Origin of the sequence: Ancylobacter sp. G4_0304 (assembly GCF_047501495.1) — a bacterium.
Lineage (GTDB): Bacteria > Pseudomonadota > Alphaproteobacteria > Rhizobiales > Xanthobacteraceae > Ancylobacter.
Map to the genome: position 1 here is coordinate 1 of NZ_JAZDRM010000036.1, position 16224 is coordinate 16224.

A 16224-nucleotide genomic window follows, 5' to 3' on the forward strand; every position below is an offset into this window, starting at 1 on the left:
AAGGGCTCACACCCTTAAGCACTCGACAGTTTTCCCTCCGGCGACCGCCGGTCCGAAGACCTCGTCTCTGTCGGGATCAACCAGAGGAGCGTCAGCACCGCGTCAGCGGCGCGCCCCGTCGATGGGCTGGGTTATAGGGGGACCTTCAAAACCTGTCAACGCCCTTTTTCAGATTTCCGTCACGCCGAGATGACTGTGGAAAAGCCGGTCATCGAAATTCGGAAAATCCTTATTCTCCATGATCTTATGGCTAGGAGGCTCGCCAGGCGTCCGAAAAAACTCGCCCGAAAGCCCTGAAAAGAACGCCCGCCACGCCCTTTCCAGGGCGGACATAAGCCGCGTCGCGTCTCGGTTCAGAACGCCCGCTTCAGCGTCCAGCCCAGACGGCTATAGAGATAGCGCTGATAGCTGAGCACATCGACCCGCCGCAGGTCGCGCACCCGCGAGCCGTCGCGCGTGCGCAGCGCGAGCACGATTTCCTGCATGATCTGGTTGGTGAACTGCAGGAAGGCCGGGTCGGGCTCGGCCGGCGTATGGAGCGCCAGCGCCATCATCGGCGCGCCGCGCAGTCGCATGGTGCGGATCAGCGAGGCCAGCAGCGGCGAACCGCAATTCTCCGAGACGAAGAATGCCCAATTATGGATCGAGCGCATATGCTCTGCCGGTGTTCCGTGGAACTGCGCGCGGTGGGAAGCGGCGGTCAGCTCGTGCAACTCGTCGAACGCCGCGTCGCTGGCGTGCAAAGCGAACAGTGCGGCGGCCTCGCCCTCGATCAGCGAACGCACCGACCAAACCTCGTCGCACAGTTGTTGCTCCAGAAGCGGCACCTGGATGGTGCGGGCCGGCGTTACTTCCAGAGCATCGTCCGCCACCAGTCGGGCGACCGCCTCGCGCACAGGCTGCATACTGGTGCCATAGGTGGTGGCGAGCGAGCGCAGCGACACCTTGGCACCCGGCAGCATGTTGCCGTCGAGCATGTCCTGCCGGATTGCGGAATAGACCTGATCCGAAAGCGTGCTGGTTCCGTTGAGTAGCGCCACCCGTTCCCCCATCCCGGCGGCCGGCGGTTCCGCGTTGCGCGGCCGCCGGCTCCTCGCCTCGCTCGTGGCTTTCCTTAGAAGCTTTTCGCTTGCGATGAAATCCTCCCGTGGCCTTGGCGGGGCGGGCATGCCCGCGATCCCGCAACAGCAAGGCTTTGCGATGTGATCACATAACCAGATTCGCACGCAAGTGCGGCGAGGAAAGCTCACATTATACTGGAACGTACCCGATTCGTCGGAGAAACCTGACCTCATCTTGACGCCCGAACGGTTCCGCCTGTAGCCTCGCGGATTATCTGTGATCACACTAGCGGGAAGAAGCGATGAACGTGCTCGCGCCGGGTTCGAACCAGGTCGGTAATGCCGTCCTGCTGCCGTTTTCCAACCTTCAGACGCTGCGCGAGCAGCGCCCGCTGATGTTCGTCGGCGGCAAGGGCATCTACACATTCGACGAGGCCGGGCGCGACTATATCGAGGCGGTCTCGACCTTTTACTGCGTCAATCTCGGCTTCAGCGACGAAGAACTGATCGAGGCCGCGATCCAGCAGCTCCGTGCGCTGCCGATGTACCCCTCGGGAATCCACCGCACCGTTCCGGTGGTGATGGAGCTCGCCGAGCGCCTCGCCGAGGCCTCGCCCGTGCGCGGCGGTCATGTCATGTTCGCCACGACCGGATCGGAAGCCAATGATCAGCTGGTGAAGTTTACCTGGTACGCCAACCGCGTGGCCGGCGAGCCCCAGCGCCGCAAGATCATCTCGCGCCGCGCCTCCTATCATGGCGGCACCATCGCCACGACCGCGCTAGGCGGCAGCGCCGCGCTGCAGGAAGCGTTCGGTATCCGCACCGATGACAGCCTGTTCGTCACGCACCCCACCTGGCCGATCGGCGCCCTCCCGGACGAGACCGAGGACGCCTATTGCGACCGCCTGGTCGAGGAGCTGCGCCAGACCATCGAAGCCGCCGGCCCCGAGACCATCGCCGCGATGATCGCCGAGCCGGTCTCGGTGTCCTCCGGCATGTTCCCCCCGCCGAAGGACTATTTCCCGAAGATCAAGGCGGTGCTCGACGAGTACGGCATCCGGCTCTATGCCGACGAAGTGGTCACCGGCTTCGGGCGCACCGGAAAGATGTGGGGCAGCCAGACCTTCGGCGTGGAGCCGGACTGCATCAGCTGCGCCAAGGGCCTGTCGGGCGCCTATCAGCCGATCTCGGCCGTGGTGATGTCGGACGAGTTCTACAGCTTCCTGGAGCAGGGCTCCAATACCGCCGGCATCTTCAATCACGGCGGCACCTATGGCGGCCATCCGGTCTCCGCGGCCGTCGCACTCAAGGTGCTCGACATCTTCGAGAAGCGGAACATCCTCGGCCATGTCCAGTCGGTTATGCCGGTCTGGCAGAAGGCGTTGGCGAGCCTGGAAGACCACCCCTTCGTCACCGCCACGCGCTGCGTCGGCCTTGCCGGCGCGGTGCAGCTCGCCCGTCCCGGCGAGGGCAAGGCGGGCGCCTCGCCCTCGCTGACCCCCGGCGGCCTCGCCCAGCAGGTCTATGAGGCCGGCCTCGCCGCCGGCGTGGTGGTGCGGCCGCTTCAGGGTTCCATTGTGCTGGCCCCGCCGCTGATCATCACTGAAGCCGAGATCGGCGAGTTGGCGCGCCGGCTGCGCCTCGCGCTGGACACGGTGCTCGCCGCCGGCTGACGGCGCCGTGGCCTTGCCGAACCGGCCAGCGGGAGGCCCGTCCTTCCACTGGCTTCTCTCGTCTCCGGCCCAGATCGCGGGAGACGCTTCGCACGCCTCGCGGACCCATCGCCATCATGCGTTTCACCGATAAGCTGCTCGCCATCGGCGTCGTCGCCTGCTGGGCGGGCAATCTCGTGCTCGTCAAGCAGGGCGTCACCGAAATCCCGCCCATGCTGCTGAGCGTGATGCGCTTTGGGCTGGTCGCGGCCATCCTCGTCCCGTTCACCCGCATCGAGCGCCGGCATCTGCCCTGGCTGGCGCTGGCCTCGGTCACCTTCGGCACGCTGCATTTCGGGATGCTGTTCGTGGCGCTCAGTCTCGCGGAAGTCGGTACCAGCACGGTGCTGATGCAGCTCGGCGCGCCGATGGCGAGCCTGATGGCCTGCGCTGCCTTCGGCGAGCGGCTGCGCCCGGCGGCGCTGGTTGGGCTCGCCCTTACCATTGCCGGCGTGCTGGCGCTTTCCTTCGGGCCGGGCTTTCCCGCGCCCCTGCCCTTCGCGCTGCTGCTCATCAGCGCCGCTGGCTGGGCGGTGACCAATCTGATCATCAAGGCCATGCCACGCATCGATCCGCTGGCCTTCACCGGCTGGTCGGCGCTTTTCAGCGTGCCACAGCTCGCCGTGCTGACCCTGCTGTTCGAGCCGCATGGGCTGGCGAGCCTCGAAACCGCCGGCGTCCATGGCTGGGGCGCCCTGGCCTACAGCGTCGTGCTGTCCTCGGTGCTGGCCTATTGGGTCTGGTATTCGCTGCTGGAGCGCAACCCGGTGACCGCCGTGGTACCGTTCTCCATGCTGAACCCGGTGATCACCATCAGCATGGGCGCCCTGTTCTTCGCCGAGCCGGTGCCGCCGATGAAAATCCTCGGCACCGGGCTGATCCTTGCCGGGGTTATATTGGTGCTGCGTCGCCCGTTGCGGGTCGCCACCACCTGACGCCTTGTCCGGGAAGGAGCCGACGCCGGAGCTGCCGGCGCCGGGTTCGCCTCACAGGATGTCGGTGCCGTGCCAGCCCTGTGCGCGCTTGGCCCAGAACGCTTCCTTCAGCTTCATCGAGATCGGCCCGGGGCGGTCATTGCCGAAAATGCGCCCGTCGAGCCGCGAGGCGGGCATGATGCCGCCCGCTGTGGTCGAGGTGAAAATCTCGTCGGCATTGCGCAGCTCGTCCTCGGAGACCTCGCGCACTTCGAGCTTCAACCCCAGTTCCTCGCACAGTTCGAACACCGACTTGCGGGTGATGCCGTCGAGCCCGCCGCGGATCGGGGTCGCGACGACGCCGTCAGTGATGCAGAACACATTGAAGCCCGGCCCTTCGGTGACATTGCCGTCATGATCGAGCAGCACGGCGAAATCGGCGCCGGCTGCCTTGGCCTCGAAAAGCGATTCGGTGAGATCGCCCCACATGAAGTTCTTCACACGCGGATCGAAGGAATCGACCGGCATGCGCCGCACTTTGGAGACGATGAGATGCATGCCGCGCACCTCCATTTCCGGGGTAATGATGGAAATCCAAGGTACCGCCGAGCACGACAGATAGGCGCGGCAGGAGGCGGGGTGGCGCAACGCGCCGGGCGCGGGCGAGGCGCGCAGGCACTCCATCGAAACATAGGCGTCGCGCACATCCGCCATCAGCACCAGCTTCATCAGGATGTCCCGGATCTCCTCGTCGCTTTCCGGAGGGTCCATGTGGAGCGCGGTCATCGAGGCGCGGAAGCGCTTGATGTGGTCGTCGAGTCGGAAGAACCGCCCGTCCTTCACGCCCACCACGTCATAGGTGACGTCGGAGCGACGATAGCCCCAGTGCGTCACCGGGATCTTCGCCTCGGCGAGCGGCATGAAGCTGCCGTCGAGATAGGCCGCCGCGCCGGCATATTTGCCGCGCAACGCGGAAAGGTCGGTGTTCACCGCATCCATGAATTCGGGTCCTTGCAGGTTGGGAACGGCAACGTCAGGAAGCTGTGCCGCCAGCGCGGCGCCGCATGATGAGGACCAGCGCCATCAGCACGATGGTGCCGGCAATGAAGAGAAAAGCCGCCGCCGCGATGGCCGGGCTGATGTTGTCGCGCAGCTCGGCGAACATCTGCCGCGCGATGGTGCGTTGGCCGGGGCCGGCGAGGAAGATGTTCAGCACCACCTCATCCAGCGATACGGCGAAGGCGAGCACCGCGCCGGTAAGGATGCCCGGCACGGCGAGCGGCAGGGTGACGTGCCAGAGCGTGGCCGCAGGCCCGGCGCCGAGGCTGGCGGAAGCGAGCTCCAGCCTCGTGTCCATACCCTGCAGCGAATTGGTCACGCTCACCATCACCAGCGGGATCGCGATCACCGTGTGAGCGATAATCATGCCGAGATAGCTGCTGGACAGTCCGAAACGGGCGTAGAGGATCTGCAGCCCCACGCCTAGCACCACCGCCGGCACCACCATCGGCAGCAGGAACAGGGTGGAAAGCGGCGTGGTGACGAAACGCAGCTTCTCGCGCAGGCCGAGCGAGGCCAGTCCGCCGAGTACCGTCGACAGGAGCGTGGTGCCGATACCGATGATCAGGCTGTTGACGATCGCCGCCCGCCATACCGGGTTGGTCACCAGCACGTCGAACCAGCGCAGCGAGAAGGACGGGATCGGATAGATCAGGAACAGGCTGGAGGTGAAGGCCAGCGGCAGGATCACCACCAGCGGCAACAGGAGGAAGCAGACGGCGAGAATGCCAAACACGGAGGAAATGAGCTTGCCGGGGCGCATCACATCCTCCCGCTGACGCTGTCGCGGCCCGAGAGCTGGGCGTAGACCACATAGAGCACGAGGGTGACGATCAGCAGCACCAGGCCGAGCGCGCTCGCCATGCTCCAGTTCGCGGTCTGGGTGGAATAGAAGGCGATGATCGCACTGATCATCTGGTCGCCGGCGCCCCCGACCAGTGCCGGGGTGATGTAGTAGCCGACCGCCGTCATGAACACGAGCAGCATGCCGGAGATCACGCCGCGCAGGCTCAGTGGCAGCATGACATGGAGGAAGGCACGCAGCGGATGCGCGCCGAGCGACGTCGCCGCCGGCATCAGGTTGCTCGGGATCGTCACCAGCACGCTGTAGATCGGCAGCACCATCAGCGGCAGCAGCACATGGGTCATGGCGATGACCACGCCGGTGCGGTTGAAGATCAGCGACAGCGGAGAGGAGATGACGCCGGTGCTCATCAGGAAACCGTTGATCAACCCTTGTTCCTGGAGAAGGATGAACCAGGCAGCGGTGCGCACCAGCAGCGAGGTCCACAGCGGCAGCAGAACGGCGGCGAGCAGGATCGCGCGCGTCGTCCCGGTCGAGGCGGCGGTGAGCAGGGCATAAGGATAGCCGATCAGCACGCAGAAGAAGGTGACGACGGCGGCGATCCAGAAGGTGCGGCCGAAGATAAGCCGGTTCGCGGATGCCCCCTCCGCCATCGACACGATGTCACCCGCGTTATTGCGCTCCAAATCGACGGCGGCCAGCAAATAGCGGTCGGTCCTCGGTTCCAGCGCGTCGGCGATGGCGATCCAGTAGGGCGGCTGCATCCAGCGCTTGTCCACCGGTTCCAGCATCGGCCCGGTCTCGGGCTTGGCGACCGCCGAAATGGTCTTGCTCATCAAGGTGCGGAAGCCGGACTGCGCGCTGTTGAGCCGGCGCACCATGTCGCCGACCGCCTTCTCGTCGGTCGCCGCGCGCAAATCGGCGATCAGCGCAACCTGCATTGCCTCGCTCGGCGGCGAGGTGCGGTCCCAGTCGGCGACGGCATCGGCGGTGCGCGGCAATATCTGCAGCACCGCCGTGTCGGAGATCGACTGCTTGACCATGATGACCAGCGGCCAGACGAAGAACACGGCGATGAACAGCGCCATCGGCAGGACCAGCAGCATGGCGCGGGTCCTACGGTTCCACAGCCGGGCCATCATGGCGCGATCACCCAGCAGTCGTCGGCGGCGAAAGTGGCGTGAAGCCGCGCGCCCTGCGGCCATTCCGCGGCGCGGCGGTCGCGCCGTGCGATGAAGCGCTGGCCGGCGCCCTGAAGCTGCACCCGGAAGTGATCGCCCTGATAAATGGTATCGCTGACGGTGACCGGGAAGCTGTTGGCCGCCGCCGGCGGATCGGAAAGCTCGACCTTTTCCGGGCGGATCGTCACCAGCACCTTGGCGCCGCTCTCAAGCCCGTCACGCGCACGCACCCGCATCATGCCGCCATCGGCAAGCCGGACCATGGCCTCGCCGCCGTCACGGCCGGCGATCTCGCCTTCCATCAGATTGGTCTCGCCGATGAACTCGGCGACGAAGCGGGTGGCGGGGTGGTCATAGATCACGCGCGGCGTGTCGATCTGCTCGATGCGCCCCTTGTTGAACACCGCGATACGGTCCGACATGGTGAGCGCCTCGGACTGGTCGTGGGTCACGAACACGATGGTGAGGCCGAGACGGGCATGCAGTTCGCGGATGTCGAGCTGCATCTGCTCACGCAATTGCTTGTCGAGCGCGCCGAGCGGCTCGTCCATCAGCACCACACCGGGCTCGAACACCAGCGCGCGCGCCAGTGCGACTCGCTGCTGCTGGCCGCCGGAAAGCTGCGAGGGCTTGCGGTCCTTCATGGTGGAGAGCTGCACCATGTCGAGCGCGCGCTCGACGCGGCTCTGGATTTCCGCACGGCCGACGCCGCGCATCTTCAGCGGAAACGCCACGTTCTGCGCCACACTCATATGGGGGAACAGCGCGTAGCTCTGGAACACCACCCCCATGTTGCGCCGGTGCGAGGGAATGTCGTTGATCATGTTGCCGTCAACATAGATCGTCCCCTCGGACGCATCCTGGAAGCCGGCGAGCATCATCAGGATCGTGGTCTTGCCCGAGCCGGACGGGCCGAGCAGGCTGAGGAATTCGCCACGGACGATGTCGAGCCGCAGATTGTCGACCACGCGGAGCGAACCGTAGGTCTTGGTCACCCCGTCGAGGCGGATATGGAAGTCAACCACCAGGCAATCTCCATTCGAAGCCCCGCCCCGCCGGCACACGCCGGACCGGGACGCGCTGCGGGGCGCGAGTGTCGGGCGCCGGCGGCCGCAGTCGCCGGCGTGGAATGGCAGCCGTCCTTGCAACCCCCGCGCCGTTTGAGCGGCGCGGGGACATGCGGGAGCGGCGGCGTCAGCGCGTGGCGAGCCAGGCGTTGAAGCGCTGGGTCAGGCTCTCATTGTTGTCGATCCAGAACTCGACGCCGAGCGGCAACGCGCCCTTCAGGTTCTCGACATTGGTCGGCAGGTTCTTTTCCAGCTCCGGCGGGACCTCGGCGGCAGCCTTCTTGTTGGTGATGCCGTAGGCGACGTATTTCGGCATCTTGGCCTGGTTCTCGGGCTGGCTCATGAAGGCGATCGCCTTCTGGGCGGCCTCCTTGTTGGCGGAGCCCTTGAGGATCACCCAGCTGTCGGTGGCGACGACGTTGCCCGGCCACACGAACACGAACTTCTTGCCTTCCTTGGCATTCACGTTGGAGACGCGGCCATTATAGGCGGCGCTCATCGCCACTTCGCCCGAGGCGAGATACTGGATCGGCTGCGCGCCGGCTTCCCACCAGATCAGGTTGGGGCCGAGCTCTTCCAGCTTCTTGAAGGCGCGGTCGACGCCTTCGGGCGTGGCCAGCACCTCGTACACCTTGTCGGCCGGCACGCCGTCGCCCATCAGCGCGAATTCCAGCGTGTATTTCGGGCCTTTGCGCAGGGCGCGCTTGCCGGGATATTTCTTGAGGTCCCAGAAGTCGGCCCAGCTCTTCGGCCCGTCCGGCCACTTCGCGCTGTCATAGGCGAGGCCGGTGCCCGAGGTCAGCGTGCCGATGCCGCAATCGCTGACGCTCTCCTCCAGGAAGTCCTCCTTGGGGCCGATCTGCGCCCAGTCGAGCTTCTCATAGATCCCGTCCGCGCAGCCGAGCACCAGCTCCTCGGATTCGACCTGCACCACGTCCCAGTTCGGGTTGCCGGCATTCACCTTCGACTGCAGGACGCCGTAGCCGCCGTCCCAGGAATCCTCCAGGACCTTGATGCCTTCCTTGGCCGCGAACGGCTTGAAGTAAGCCTCGCGCTGGCCGTCCTGCGTGGCGCCGCCCCAGCCGACAATGGTGAGGTCGCCCGCCAGGCCGGGAGTCGCGGCAAAGGCCAGGATCGCGGCCGACACGAGGCCGAGCCCGCGGATTCCGTTCTTGATGGTCATGCTGTTCTCCTGTGGATGATCTTGCGTGTTTTGGGGGCCGGCGGCTCACGCCGGCTCCAGGGTGGCGGCCGCGAGCGAGGCGGCAACATCGTCCAGGGCCTGGGTGAACAGCGCGAGCAGCGCGTCCACCTCGGCGATGGTGATGATGAGGGGCGGCGAGAAACCCACCGTGTCGACCATGGCGCGGGTCAGCACGCCGAGTTCCTGCAGCCGCGTGTTGACCAGCAGACCAAGCGCGCCCGGCTGGCCGGGGATCGCGGTCTTGGTCTCCTTGTCGAGCACCAGCTCGACCGCCGCCATCAGTCCGACGCCGCGCACATTGCCGACCAGCGGATGATCGGCGAGCTTGGCGAGACCCGCGCGCAGATGCTCGCCTGAACGCGCGGCGTTCTCGACCAGCCTGTCCTCCTCGATGATACGCAGCACCTCGACCGCGGCGGCGGCCGCCACCGGATGGCCGCTTGCCGTGAAGCCGTGGCCAAGAATGCCGAGATCACCGCTCTGCTCGATGATCGGGGCGACGGTCTTCTCGTTCACCATCACCGCCGAGATCGGTAGATAGGCCGAGGAGAGCTGCTTGGAGAGCGTCATGATGTCCGGCTCAATGCCGAGCGTGGTCGAGCCGAACATGGTGCCGGTGCGCCCGAAACCGCAGATCACCTCGTCAGCGACGGTGAGAATGTCATATTTTCGCAGCACCGCCTGCATCTTGGGCCAGTAATCCATCGGCGGCACGATCACACCGCCCCCGCCCATGACCGGCTCGCCGATGAAGGCCGCGATGGTCTCGGGCCCCTCGGCGAGGATCAGCGCCTCCAGTTCTTCGGCCAGGCGCGTGGCGAAGGCGCTCTCGCTCTCGCCCGGCAAAGCGTTGCGGTAATGATCCGGCGCGGTGACGCGCAGCACCCCGTCGAAGACCAGGTCGAAGCCGCGATGGTTTCCGGGCAGCCCGGTCAGGCACGAGGCCGCCGCGGTGAGGCCGTGGAAAGCGCGCTCGCGGGCAATGAACTTCTTCTTCTGCGGCTGACCCATGGCATTGGAGCGGTACCAGACCAGCTTCATCACCGTGTCGACCGCCTCGGAGCCGGAGTTCGTGAAGAACACCTTGCTCATCGGCGCAGGCGCCATTGCGATCAGCTTCTCGGCGAGGTCGACCACCGGCCCGTGCGAGCGGTGCGCGAAGGTGTGGTAATAGGGCAGCGTCTTCATCTGCTTGTAGACGGCATCGGCGACGCGATCGTCGCTGAAGCCCAGCCCCGCGCACCACAGCCCGGCCAGCGCCTCGATATATTTGCGGCCCGAGGCGTCGAACACATGGATGCCCTCGCCGCGCTCGATGACGAGCGGACCGGCCTCCAGATGCTTCTTGGCATTGGTCGCCGGATGCAGATGAAAGGCGATATCACGCGCCTCAACCGAGTTGGGGATAGGCATATTGGCTCCTCGACGGATTGCCCTGCAAAGCGGCAGACGCAGCATGCAGAGCGGTTAAATTGTGATCACAGCGATCTGAAACGACTGAAATACCAGCGAAATTTCCGGAAAACTCACATCCGTTTCCGTTGACTTCACGCGAAAAGCCCAGTTTCAGTGATAATGTGATCACAGATTATAGCGTTAATCTCCAGTGGCTTGGGCTCTTGTTCGAGCTGAGAACATCCCTCGCAAAAGCCGTTCCACATTGCCCCGGCCGCGTTCCACCTTTCGTCTGGGTGGCAAGAATCCGCTGCCGTTGCGGCACTGCCGAGCCGCCGAGAACGGGCGGCGCTGGCGCGCACGTCCTTGTCCCACAACGTAAAAACGCGACGCCCGGCCGTGAGCCGGGCGCCGCGCAGCGGTGGAAAGTCGCAGATTGGAAACGGCGGGCCTCCCCGCCGGGCAGGCTATTCGCCGGGGGAAACCCCACGTCCGGCGCGCAGCGAAGCCATGCTTTCAAGCACGCCGTCGCGCCGTATCAGCCCGTGGAACAGGGCTGCCGCCAGATGCATCAGCACCAGCGCAAACAGGGCGAAGGCCAGATAGACATGCGCGTTCCACAACAGCGTGTGCAGCGCGTCACTCTGGGCGACCAGCGCCGGCAGCCGGATGCCGCCGAGCAACACCACCGGATAGCCACCCGCCGACAACATCGCCCAGCCGATGAGCGGCATGCCAATCATCAGGGCATAAAGCGCATAATGTGACAGATGCGCGGCGAGCTTCATCGGCACGGGCAGGTCCGCCGGCAGCTTCGGCGCCCCCTGGAACACGCGTACCGCCAGCCGGACCACCGCAAGCGCCAGAATGGCGATGCCGAGCGTCTTGTGAGTGGCGAGCAGCGGCACATAAGCCGGCACCACGATCGAGACCATGGCGATGCCAATGAATAGCATCGCCAGTATCGCCACGGCCATCAGCCAGTGGAGCGTGCGCTGCAGAAGCGTGAACCGGCTCGCAACCTGACGCGTTTCCTGGCTCATGGCGTGGCACTCCCGGGCTGAGGCGAGGCGGCGGCCGGAGCCGGCTGGCGGGGGTAGTCCTTCGCCTCTGCGGTGCGCAAATTATAGGAGCGCGCATAGGCGGCCGAGCGGGCGGCGGGGAACGGATCGTCGGAGACCGCGATGCCGTCCGGCAGGATGGTCGGGTCGAAATTGATGTCGCGGCACGGCCCATCGGCCTCGGCCTCGATCGCGTCGACCACCAGCGTGCCGGCCTCGATCGCGCGCCGCTCCGCCGGCCAGGGCTGGCTCGGGTCGTTGGTCGGGTCGCCGGGTGCGGCCACTGTGACCATCAGCTTCCAGCTCTGCGGCGCGCTGGCCACTCGTGTGGCGATCTCGGTTTCCAGATGGTCGGGGCCGAGTGCGGCGAGCTTTGCGTCGGTGAGCGGCGTTACCGGGGCCTCCGGCACCAGCGCCCAGCGCACCGCCTGCGTTTGCCCTTTCGCATTGGTGAACAGGAAGGCGTTCAGGCTGTGAAAAGCGTCCTCAGCGTAGCTGCCCGTATAGGGCGCGCTCTTGGCCCAGGCCACAAATCTGGGAAACTCCGGGTGGGCGGCGATGAACGCCGGCATCGCCCCCGCGTCCTTGCTGTGCGACGCCGTTAGCAGGGCATAGAAGGCCTCCGGGGTCGCCACCGGGAACACGGGCGGGTCAATCATCGCCGCCCGCCACACCTGCCCGTCCGGGGCGGTGATCTGCAATCCCATGCCGCGCACCCGAACCGTGGCGTCCGGCGCATTCGGGTCCGGCGTGCCGAGATTAAAGCGGCCGAGCACCGGGAAACTCCCGCTCGCCAGCATCGGCGCCCGCGACAGCGCCGCCGCATTGCCAGTCGAGCGGAACTCGCCAGTGAAACAGATGCCCTTGGCGTGGTTGCGCCGGTGGCCGAGCGCCGGCCCGCCGGGCGGCGCCAGCGCGCCGACGAGGCGCGCCGGCGTCAGCCGGTCTGGCGATAGGAACCCGCCGGTATAGGCGAAAGCGCCAGCTCCGACGGCGACGATTCCGCCGATGAGCGCGAGAGAGGCCAGCACGGCGGGTGCCGAGGGTGGCGGTCGTTGGGCCATGGCGGTCTCCGCAAACCATCGGCCCGCCACCCCAGAACGACCGCCGACTTCCTGACATTCAACCTAAGGCACGCCGTGTCGAAGAGATTACCTGAACGCCCGCTCCTTGCCCATTAGCCCTCGCGGTTCACACCCGATCTTCGCCTCTTACGGCCGTCAGCTCTCCATCGCATCGAGCTCGCCAACCGCCCGCGCCAGCCGCGCGAGGTTCTCCGCCGTATAGGCGCGATAGTCGAAATCGATGACCGAATGCATCTCGGAGACCATGCTCCACAAGGATTCGCGCAGCAGCGAGGCCACCAGCATCGCCTGCAACCGCACCCGCAACGCGTCGTCCGGCGGACGCCCGTAATAGAGGCCGAGCATCTCGTCGCGCTGGGCAGCGTCGAAGTCGTTATTGGACGCGAGCCCGCCGAGATCGAACAGCGGCGTGTTGAACCCGCCATAATCCCAGTCGATCAGCCAGAGCCGGGCGCCATCGTCGATGAAATTGGCCGGCAGCAGGTCGTTATGGGTGAACGCCACCTCGCTCGCTCCCAACCGCGCCTCGACCCGCTCGGCCAGCGCGGCAAAGCCCGGCAGCTCGTCCGCCAGCCGATGGCCGCCGTCGCGCAGCGTGTGGAGATAGGCGCGCAGCACATGGAAGGTCCAGAACGCGAGCGCCGGCCCGCGCAATTCGCGCGTCACGCCGACATGGGCGCGGCGTACCAGCTCGACCACGCGGGACAGGTTCGCGCGGACATCCGCCTCGCCATAGGTTCGGCCCTCGATGAAATCGATCACCAGCAGCCCCGGCTCGGCATGGCGCAGCGCCGGCGATATGCCCGCCGCCTCGGCCGCGCGCGCCGCCGCGAGTTCGTTAAAGCGCATGACATTGTGCAGCGGGATGTCGTCGCCCAGCCGCACCACATAGGTCGCCCCGGCATCCTCCACCACGAAATTGGTGTTGGTGATGCCGCCACCGAGCGGGCGCGGCTCAACCGGGGTGCGCCAGAAGCCAAGGGCGCGGATTCGGTCTTCGGGGCTCTGCGGCATGGGGCGATCCGGTGGACGGAGAGGGTGCGTGGTCCCGGAGAGCGAGGCAACGGGCGTGCCGAACCTAACCGCCTATCGCGCCATGGCCCGGCTTCTTCCCCTCTCCCCAGCAGGAAGAGGGGTGGTTTCCCTAAGCGAAAATCCGCTCATTCTCCGGGTCGTACAAAGCGCCGAGGTGAATCTTCGCCGGCACCCGCTCCATGGCGACTTCCAGCTCATAGTCGCCCGCGAGCAGGAAAGCGTCGTCGAGCCCGCCTTCCGCGCGGCGCACATAGCCGTGCCCGATCGGCAGCCCGACGGTCGGCCCGACGCCGGCGGAGGACAGCCAGCCCATGCGCTCGCCATTGCGATAGATGGTTTCGCGGCCGAGCAGGATGACATTGGGGTCCGCGACCGTGAAACCAGCGAGCCGCTTCTTTAAAGGCTGGCCGACCTTGGCCTCCAGCGCGGCGCGGCCGATGAAATCCCGGCCAGAATTGAGTTGCACTGCCCAGCTCAGGCCCGCCTCGAACGGTGTCTGGTCCGGGCCGACATCCGAGCCCGAGGCCCAGTAGCCCTTCTCCAGCCGCAGCGTCTCCAGCGCGCGATAGCCGACATTGGCGATCGCGAATTCCTCGCCCGCCGCCATCAGCGCCTCATAGACCGTGAGCGCGAATTCGGTGGGCAGGTGCAACTCATAGCCCAGTTCGCCGGCATAGGTGAGCCGCAGCGCCCGCACCGGTGCGCCAGCTAGGCGGATCTCGCGCAGGCTCGCATAGGGGAAGCCGGCATTCGACACGTCGTCGCGCGTCAGCTTTTCCAGCAGCTTGCGGGAATTCGGCCCGATCAGGGTCAGCACTGCATAGGCCGAGGTGATGTCCACCAGATGCGCATCGAGCGCGGACGAGATGTTGCGGCGGATCCAGTCGAAATCATGGGTCGCGGCACCGGTGCCGGCGATCACGTAATAGGAGGTCGGCGAAAGCCGGGCGACCGTGACGTCGCATTCGATGCCACCACGCTCGTTCAGCATCGGCGCGTAGGTCACGCTGCCCGCGGGGCCGCTGACGTCCGCCGCACTGAGATAAGACAGCGCTGCCTCGGCGTCTTTTCCCATCAGCAGGAACTTGGCGAAGGAGCTCTGGTCGAGAATGCCGAGCGACGAACGCGCCGCGCGGTTCTCGCGAGCCACCGGACCGGACCAGTTCGGGCGCCCATAGGTGTAGATGTCCCTGGCCTCCTCGCCCTCGGCTGCGAACCAGTTCGGCCGTTCCCAGCCGAGCTTCTCGCCGAACACCGCGCCCTGGGCTTTCAGCCGGTCATAAAGCGGGGAGCGGCGGAGCGGGCGGCCGGAGGCGTGCTCCTCATGCGGCCAGGCGATGGTGTAGTGCTTGCCATAGGCTTCCAGCGTGCGCGCCCGCACCCAGCCGACATCCTGATGGTTGCGGCCGAAGCGCAATATATCGACCGGCGACAGGTCGTAGGGCGGGCGGCCATTGCCCGCGATCCATTCCGCCAGCGCCTTGCCCGCGCCGCCGCCCGAGGCGATGCCGAAGGCGTTGAAGCCGGCGCCGACATAAAAGCCGGTCAGTTCCGGCGCCTGCCCGAGGATGAAATTGCCGTCCGGGGTAAAGCTCTCCGGGCCGTTGATCAGTTCCTTGATGCCGGCGGTCTCCAGCGCCGGCACGCGGCCGAGCGCCAGCTCCATGATCGGCTCGAAATGATCGAAATTAGAAGGCAGTAGCTGGAAATTGAAGCCCTCCGGGATGCCGTCCGCGGCCCAGCCGATCGGGTTCGGCTCATAGCCGCCCATGACGAGGCCGCCCACCTCCTCCTTGTAATAGGTCAGCCGGTCGGGATCGCGCAGCGTTGGCAGGTTGGGGGTGACGCCCTCGATGCGCTCGGTGACCATGTACTGGTGCTCGACCGAGACAAGGGGAACGTTCACGCCCGCCATCGCGCCGATCTCGCGTGCCCATTGCCCGGCACAATTCACCACGATCTCACAGGCGATGGAGCCGCGCGACGTCTCGACGCTGGTGACGCGGCCGTTCCTCACCGTCAGGCCGGTGACCAGCGTATCCTCATGAATCGTCACGCCTTTCATCCGCGCGCCCCGGGCCAGCGAGGCGGTGATGTCGGAAGGATTGGCCTGCCCGTCAGTGGGCAGGAAGGCCGCACCGACCACGTCGGAAATATCCATCAGCGGCCACAGTTCCTGCGCCTCCTTCGGCGTCAGGAGATGCATTTCGAGGCCGAAGGAGCGGGCGGTGGTGGCTTGCCGCTTCACCTCGGTCCAGCGCTCCTGATTGCAGGCGAGACGCAGGCCACCATTCATTTTCCAGCCGGTGGCGAGGCCGGTCTCTTCCTCCAAGGTACGGTAAAGCTTGACGGATTCGCCGAGCAGCTGGGTGATGCCGGCATTGGAGCGCAGCTGCCCGACAAGGCCGGCGGCGTGGAAGGTGGAGCCGGAGGTGAGCTTGTGCTTCTCGATCAGCACCGTGTCGGAAAAACCAAGCTTGCCAAGATGATAGGCCGTCGAGGCGCCGATGATGCCGCCGCCGATGATGACGATCTGGGCCTGGGTGGGAAAGGCGGACATCTGGGCGGCTCCGAACAATCAGGCGTGAAGGACGGCAACGAAGGTCAGCGGGCGAGTGGCGCCATGTCAACATATTTCCACACAG

General features: G+C 66.1%; 13 protein-coding genes. 2 read left to right on the top strand and 11 right to left on the bottom strand.

What is annotated here, in order from left to right; all coding sequences use genetic code 11:
* Nucleotides 1–353: 353 nt before the first annotated feature.
* Nucleotides 354–1040: a GntR family transcriptional regulator gene (locus tag VRZ77_RS17845; protein ID WP_414593940.1), complete on the bottom strand. Its 687-nt coding sequence runs from the start codon at nucleotides 1038–1040 to the stop codon at nucleotides 354–356.
* A 323-nt stretch (nucleotides 1041–1363) separates the two neighbouring features.
* Here VRZ77_RS17845 and VRZ77_RS17850 point away from each other — a divergent pair, with 323 nt between their 5' ends.
* Both VRZ77_RS17850 and VRZ77_RS17855 read left to right on the top strand, forming a co-directional pair.
* Complete coding sequence (locus tag VRZ77_RS17850) at nucleotides 1364–2734, top strand: aspartate aminotransferase family protein (protein WP_414593941.1); 1371 nt, start codon at nucleotides 1364–1366, stop codon at nucleotides 2732–2734.
* Between the two features lie 116 nt (nucleotides 2735–2850).
* A complete protein-coding gene (locus VRZ77_RS17855; protein ID WP_414593942.1) occupies nucleotides 2851–3708 on the top strand; it encodes a DMT family transporter in 858 nt (285 codons plus the stop codon).
* 51 nt (nucleotides 3709–3759) lie between these two features.
* On the opposite strand, the gene VRZ77_RS17860 is transcribed toward VRZ77_RS17855, so the two are convergent.
* The 10 genes from VRZ77_RS17860 to VRZ77_RS17905 form a co-directional block, all read right to left on the bottom strand.
* The gene (locus tag VRZ77_RS17860; RefSeq protein WP_414593943.1) at nucleotides 3760–4686 is read right to left on the bottom strand and encodes an aminotransferase class IV; all 927 of its coding nucleotides are present in this window, start codon (nucleotides 4684–4686) and stop codon (nucleotides 3760–3762) included.
* 34 nt (nucleotides 4687–4720) lie between these two features.
* Nucleotides 4721–5509: an ABC transporter permease gene (locus tag VRZ77_RS17865; protein WP_414593944.1), complete on the bottom strand. Its 789-nt coding sequence runs from the start codon at nucleotides 5507–5509 to the stop codon at nucleotides 4721–4723.
* Nucleotides 5509–6690, bottom strand: a complete 1182-nt coding sequence (locus VRZ77_RS17870) for an ABC transporter permease (RefSeq protein WP_414593971.1) — start codon at nucleotides 6688–6690, stop codon at nucleotides 5509–5511. The genes VRZ77_RS17865 and VRZ77_RS17870 overlap by 1 nt, the downstream gene beginning before the upstream one ends.
* Nucleotides 6690–7757 (bottom strand): ABC transporter ATP-binding protein, encoded by a 1068-nt coding sequence (locus tag VRZ77_RS17875; RefSeq protein ID WP_414593945.1) that lies wholly within the window; start codon nucleotides 7755–7757, stop codon nucleotides 6690–6692. The genes VRZ77_RS17870 and VRZ77_RS17875 overlap by 1 nt, the downstream gene beginning before the upstream one ends.
* Before the next feature lie 169 nt (nucleotides 7758–7926).
* Nucleotides 7927–8982 carry an ABC transporter substrate-binding protein gene (locus VRZ77_RS17880; RefSeq protein ID WP_414593946.1) on the bottom strand — a complete coding sequence of 352 codons (1056 nt, stop codon included), beginning with the start codon at nucleotides 8980–8982 and terminating at the stop codon, nucleotides 7927–7929.
* A gap of 45 nt (nucleotides 8983–9027) precedes the next feature.
* Nucleotides 9028–10416: an aspartate aminotransferase family protein gene (locus VRZ77_RS17885; protein ID WP_414593947.1), complete on the bottom strand. Its 1389-nt coding sequence runs from the start codon at nucleotides 10414–10416 to the stop codon at nucleotides 9028–9030.
* A 449-nt stretch (nucleotides 10417–10865) separates the two neighbouring features.
* Nucleotides 10866–11441 (bottom strand): cytochrome b, encoded by a 576-nt coding sequence (locus VRZ77_RS17890; protein ID WP_414593948.1) that lies wholly within the window; start codon nucleotides 11439–11441, stop codon nucleotides 10866–10868.
* Complete coding sequence (locus VRZ77_RS17895) at nucleotides 11438–12523, bottom strand: catalase family peroxidase (protein ID WP_414593949.1); 1086 nt, start codon at nucleotides 12521–12523, stop codon at nucleotides 11438–11440. The genes VRZ77_RS17890 and VRZ77_RS17895 overlap by 4 nt, the downstream gene beginning before the upstream one ends.
* A gap of 156 nt (nucleotides 12524–12679) precedes the next feature.
* Entirely contained in the window at nucleotides 12680–13558 is an 879-nt protein-coding gene (locus tag VRZ77_RS17900; RefSeq protein WP_414593950.1) for a phosphotransferase, read from the bottom strand.
* A 130-nt stretch (nucleotides 13559–13688) separates the two neighbouring features.
* Complete coding sequence (locus VRZ77_RS17905) at nucleotides 13689–16139, bottom strand: GcvT family protein (protein WP_414593951.1); 2451 nt, start codon at nucleotides 16137–16139, stop codon at nucleotides 13689–13691.
* Nucleotides 16140–16224: the final 85 nt, after the last annotated feature.

Excerpts from the sequence above, each read along its gene's own strand:
- VRZ77_RS17860 (WP_414593943.1), bottom strand. The coding sequence starts at position 4,686 with ATGGATGCGGTGAACACCGACCTTTCCGCGTTGCGCGGCAAATATGCC.
- VRZ77_RS17900 (WP_414593950.1), bottom strand. The coding sequence starts at position 13,558 with ATGCCGCAGAGCCCCGAAGACCGAATCCGCGCCCTTGGCTTCTGGCGC.
- VRZ77_RS17885 (WP_414593947.1), bottom strand. The coding sequence starts at position 10,416 with ATGCCTATCCCCAACTCGGTTGAGGCGCGTGATATCGCCTTTCATCTG.
- VRZ77_RS17850 (WP_414593941.1), top strand. The coding sequence starts at position 1,364 with ATGAACGTGCTCGCGCCGGGTTCGAACCAGGTCGGTAATGCCGTCCTG.
- VRZ77_RS17880 (WP_414593946.1), bottom strand. The coding sequence starts at position 8,982 with ATGACCATCAAGAACGGAATCCGCGGGCTCGGCCTCGTGTCGGCCGCG.
- VRZ77_RS17855 (WP_414593942.1), top strand. The coding sequence starts at position 2,851 with ATGCGTTTCACCGATAAGCTGCTCGCCATCGGCGTCGTCGCCTGCTGG.
- VRZ77_RS17870 (WP_414593971.1), bottom strand. The coding sequence starts at position 6,690 with ATGGCCCGGCTGTGGAACCGTAGGACCCGCGCCATGCTGCTGGTCCTG.
- VRZ77_RS17895 (WP_414593949.1), bottom strand. The coding sequence starts at position 12,523 with ATGGCCCAACGACCGCCACCCTCGGCACCCGCCGTGCTGGCCTCTCTC.
- VRZ77_RS17905 (WP_414593951.1), bottom strand. The coding sequence starts at position 16,139 with ATGTCCGCCTTTCCCACCCAGGCCCAGATCGTCATCATCGGCGGCGGC.
- VRZ77_RS17890 (WP_414593948.1), bottom strand. The coding sequence starts at position 11,441 with ATGAGCCAGGAAACGCGTCAGGTTGCGAGCCGGTTCACGCTTCTGCAG.
- VRZ77_RS17865 (WP_414593944.1), bottom strand. The coding sequence starts at position 5,509 with ATGCGCCCCGGCAAGCTCATTTCCTCCGTGTTTGGCATTCTCGCCGTC.